Source organism: Acidimicrobiales bacterium (assembly GCA_036270875.1).
In the GTDB taxonomy this organism is placed as follows: domain Bacteria; phylum Actinomycetota; class Acidimicrobiia; order Acidimicrobiales; family AC-9; genus AC-9.
The window spans coordinates 1-3,687 of sequence record DATBBR010000107.1; the positions used below are offsets into that span (position 1 = coordinate 1).

The window sequence follows — 3,687 nt, forward strand, 5'->3', positions numbered from 1 at the left end:
TCCCGGCGTTCACCGCGATCTGCTTCAGCGGCTCCTCGACGGCCTTCGCGACGATCCGGGCACCCGTCGCCTCGTCGCCCTCGAGCTTCTCGGAGGCCTCCAGGATGGCGGTCTGCGCACGGAGCAAGGCCACACCGCCACCCGGCACGACGCCTTCTTCGATCGCAGCCTTGGTGGTCGACACCGCATCCTCGATCCGGTGCTTCTTCTCCTTCAGCTCGACCTCGGTCGCGGCGCCGACCTTGATGACCGTCACGCCACCGGACAGCTTGGCCAGGCGCTCCTGGAGCTTCTCCCGGTCGTAGTCGGAGTCCGTGTTCTCGATCTCCGTCTTGATCTGGTTGATCCGGCCCTTGATGTCGGTCTCGGTCCCGCCGCCCTCGACGATGGTCGTCTCGTCCTTGGTGACGACGACCTTGCGCGCCGACCCCAACAGGTCCAGCGTCACGTTCTCGAGCTTCAGGCCCACTTCCTCGGTCACGACCTGGCCACCGGTCAGGATCGCGATGTCCTGGAGCATGGCCTTGCGCCGCTCGCCGAAGCCCGGCGCCTTCACCGCCACCGAGCGGAACGTCCCACGGATCTTGTTCACGACCAACGTCGCCAGGGCCTCGCCCTCGACGTCCTCGGCGATGATCAGCAGCGGCTTGCCGCTCTGCATGACCTTCTCCAGCAGGGGCAGCACGTCCCGGACCGCCGTGATCTTGGACCCCACGAGCAACAGGTAGGCGTCCTCGAGGACCGCCTCCATCCGCTCGGGGTCGGTCACGAAGTAGGGGGCGATGTAGCCCTTGTCGAAGCGCATCCCCTCGACCAGGTCCATGTCCATCCCGAACGTCTGCGACTCCTCGACGGTGATGACGCCGTCACGCCCGACCTTGTCGATGGCCTCCGAGATCATCCCGCCGATCTCCGCGTCCGCCGCCGAGATGGAGGCGACCTGCGCGATCTGCTCCTTGGAGTCGGTGTCCTTGGCCAGCCCGTGGATCGACCCGACCGCGGTCTCCACCGCCGCCTCGATACCCCGCTTGAGCGACATCGGGTTCGCCCCCGCCGCCACGTTCCGCAGACCCTCGTGGACCATGGCCCACGCCAGCACCGTCGCCGTCGTGGTCCCGTCGCCGGCCACGTCGTCGGTCTTCTTGGCGACCTCCTTGACCAGCTCGGCGCCGATCTTCTCGAAGGGGTCCTCGAGGTCGATCTCCTTGGCGATCGACACGCCGTCGTTGGTGATGGTCGGGGCGCCCCACTTCTTGTCGAGCACCACGTTGCGGCCCTTCGGGCCGAGGGTCACGCGCACGGCGTCGGCCAGCTTGTTCATGCCGGTCTCCAGCCCCCTGCGGGCGTCCTCGTGGAAGGAGATGATCTTGGCCATCTGGTTCTATTCCTCCATTAGCACTCTCGTCGTCTGAGTGCTAACGGTACCCACCTTAAGGGTCGCGTGCAAGGGCGAGCGCGCCTCCTGCCGGCCGACCGCCCCCTCCCGCCGGACCCCTCCCCGGCGGCCGGGCCGTCAGCCCCCCGCCACCGCCGGCACGATCGACAGGGTCTGGCCGTCCGCCACCGGCGTGGCCAGGCCGTCGAGGAACCGGACGTCTTCGTCGGCCAGGAAGACGTTGACGAAGCGGCGCAGGTTGCCCCCCTCGTCGAAGAGGCGATCGGAGAAGCCTGCATGGGCGGCGTCGAGGGCCTTGAGCACCTCGCCCACCGAGGCTCCCTCGACGGCGATCTCGCCGGCGCCCCCCGTCAGGGTGCGCAGCTGGGTGGGGATGCGGACGGTCACGCTCATCGGCTCGGCGTCTCCTCGATGCTGTCGACGGCGGCATCGAAGGCCGCCAGGGTCGGGGCAATGGTGGCGGTCGGAGAGGAGCCCTCGGCCCCGGTCAGCGCCTCCACGGTCTTGAGGCCGTGCCCGGTGACCAGCGCCACCACCCGCTCGTCGGGGCGGATGGCGCCCGAGGCGGCCAGCCGGCACAGCGTGGCGATCGTCACGCCCCCCGCCGTCTCGGCGAAGATCCCCTCGGTCCGAGCAAGCAGCCCGATGGCGTCGCGCACCTCGTCGTCGGTCACCGCCGCGCAGGAGCCACCCGACTTCCTCATGACGTCGAGCGCGTACCAGCCGTCGGCGGGGTTCCCGATGGCCAGCGACTTGGCGATCGTCTTGGGCTTGACCGGCCGGATGGCGTCGGTGCCCTCCAAGAACGCGGTCGCCACGGGCGAGCACCCCTCGGCCTGGGCGCCCGAGACCCGCACGGCGGGCTCCTCGGGCAACAGGCCGACCTTGCCCAGCTCGGAGAAACCCTTTGCCACCTTCGTGAGTTGGCTGCCCGAGCCGATCGGGACCACCACGTGGTCCGGCGCCTGCCAGCCCAGCTGCTCGGCGATCTCGAAGGCCAGGGTCTTGGACCCTTCGGCGTAGTAGGTGCGCACGTTGACGTTGACGAAGGCCCAACTCGGACGCTCGCTGGTGAGCTCCGCGCACAGCCGGTTCACGTCGTCGTACGTGCCGTCCACCGCCACGACGGTGCCGCCGTAGACCGCGGTCATCGTGACCTTGGCGGCCTCGAGGTCGTGGGGGATCAGCACGACGGAGTCCATGCCGGCCCGGGCGGCGTGGGCCGCCACCGAGTTGGCGAGGTTCCCGGTCGAGGCGCACGCGGCCACCTTGAAGCCGAGACGCCGCGCCTTGGTCAGCGCGACCGAGACGACGCGGTCCTTGAACGAGCCGGTCGGGTTCGCGGTGTCGTCCTTGATCCACAGCTCACCCAGCCCCAGCTCGGCCGCCAGCCGGTCCGCCCGCACGAGCGGGGTGAACCCGGCGCCCAGGTCGACCGGCGACTCGTCGTCGACGGGCAGCAGGTCCCGGTACCGCCAGATGGTGCGCGGCCCGGCCTCGATCCGCTCACGGCTGACGGTCGCGGCGATCCGCTCGTAGTCGTAGGCCACCTCGAGCGGCCCAAAGCAGTAGTCGCAGACGTGCAGCGCTTCGGCAGGGAAGGGACGCTGACATTCACGACAGCGAAGCCCGGTGACGAAATCGACCATCTGTCCTCCTCATCGATCGGGCATTGGCACCAGGTGCGTTGCACTGGTTGCCGCGACTTCGACGGGCCCGTCCCTCAGTCGCTCTGGATGATGTCAACCATGGTAGTCGCTGGGGGCCGGTCACCTCAACGCAGCCTGACTGCTTGAATCGTGGGCGTGGCACGCACCTTTCACCACGGGGACTTCTCCTCGGACCTGGTCCTCGAGGCCAAGGCCCGCACGGGCCGCACCGTCTCGGTCTGCATCCCCGCCCGCGACGAGGGCTCGACCGTGGGTTCGGTGGTCCGGGCCGTGGTCCAGCCCTTCCTGGCCCGGCACGGGGGCAATGGCCTCGTCGACGAGGTCATCGTGCTCGACGACGGATCGACCGACGACACGGCCGTCCGGGCCATCGAGGCCGGGGCCCGGGTCGTCAGCGGCCCCGGCGGCGCCGGCGGCAAGGGCCAGGCCATGGCCGCCGCGCTGGGTGCGGCGTCGGGCGACGTCGTGGCGTATCTCGACGCCGACGTCGCGAACACCACGCCGGCATTCGTGACGGGGCTCCTCGGCCCCCTCCTCACCACTGACGACGTCGCGCTGGTCAAGGGCTTCTACACGCGGCCGCTGCACGACGACCCGACGGGCGGCGGACGGGTCACCGAA

At 69.8% G+C, this 3,687-nt stretch carries 4 protein-coding genes and 1 riboswitch; of the genes, 1 reads left to right on the forward strand and 3 read right to left on the reverse strand.

Annotation, left to right across the window (positions count from 1 at the left end):
- The 3 genes from groL to VH112_11660 all read right to left on the reverse strand — a co-directional run.
- On the reverse strand, positions 1-1,375 hold a 1,375-nt coding region (gene groL / locus VH112_11650), incomplete at its 3' end, for a chaperonin GroEL (protein HEX4540888.1).
- 138 nt (positions 1,376-1,513) lie between these two features.
- Positions 1,514-1,789 carry a MoaD/ThiS family protein gene (locus tag VH112_11655; protein ID HEX4540889.1) on the reverse strand — a complete coding sequence of 92 codons (276 nt, stop codon included), beginning with the start codon at positions 1,787-1,789 and terminating at the stop codon, positions 1,514-1,516.
- Positions 1,786-3,045, reverse strand: coding sequence for a threonine synthase (locus VH112_11660; protein ID HEX4540890.1), 1,260 nt, complete (start codon positions 3,043-3,045; stop codon positions 1,786-1,788). Before VH112_11660 ends, VH112_11655 begins: the two co-directional genes overlap by 4 nt.
- Positions 3,046-3,051: 6 nt before the next feature.
- Positions 3,052-3,139, reverse strand: a riboswitch (SAM riboswitch).
- A 62-nt stretch (positions 3,140-3,201) separates the two neighbouring features.
- Between VH112_11660 and VH112_11665 the strand changes: the two genes are divergently transcribed.
- A partial coding sequence (locus VH112_11665) for a glycosyltransferase (GenBank protein ID HEX4540891.1) occupies positions 3,202-3,687 on the forward strand: 486 nt, incomplete at its 3' end.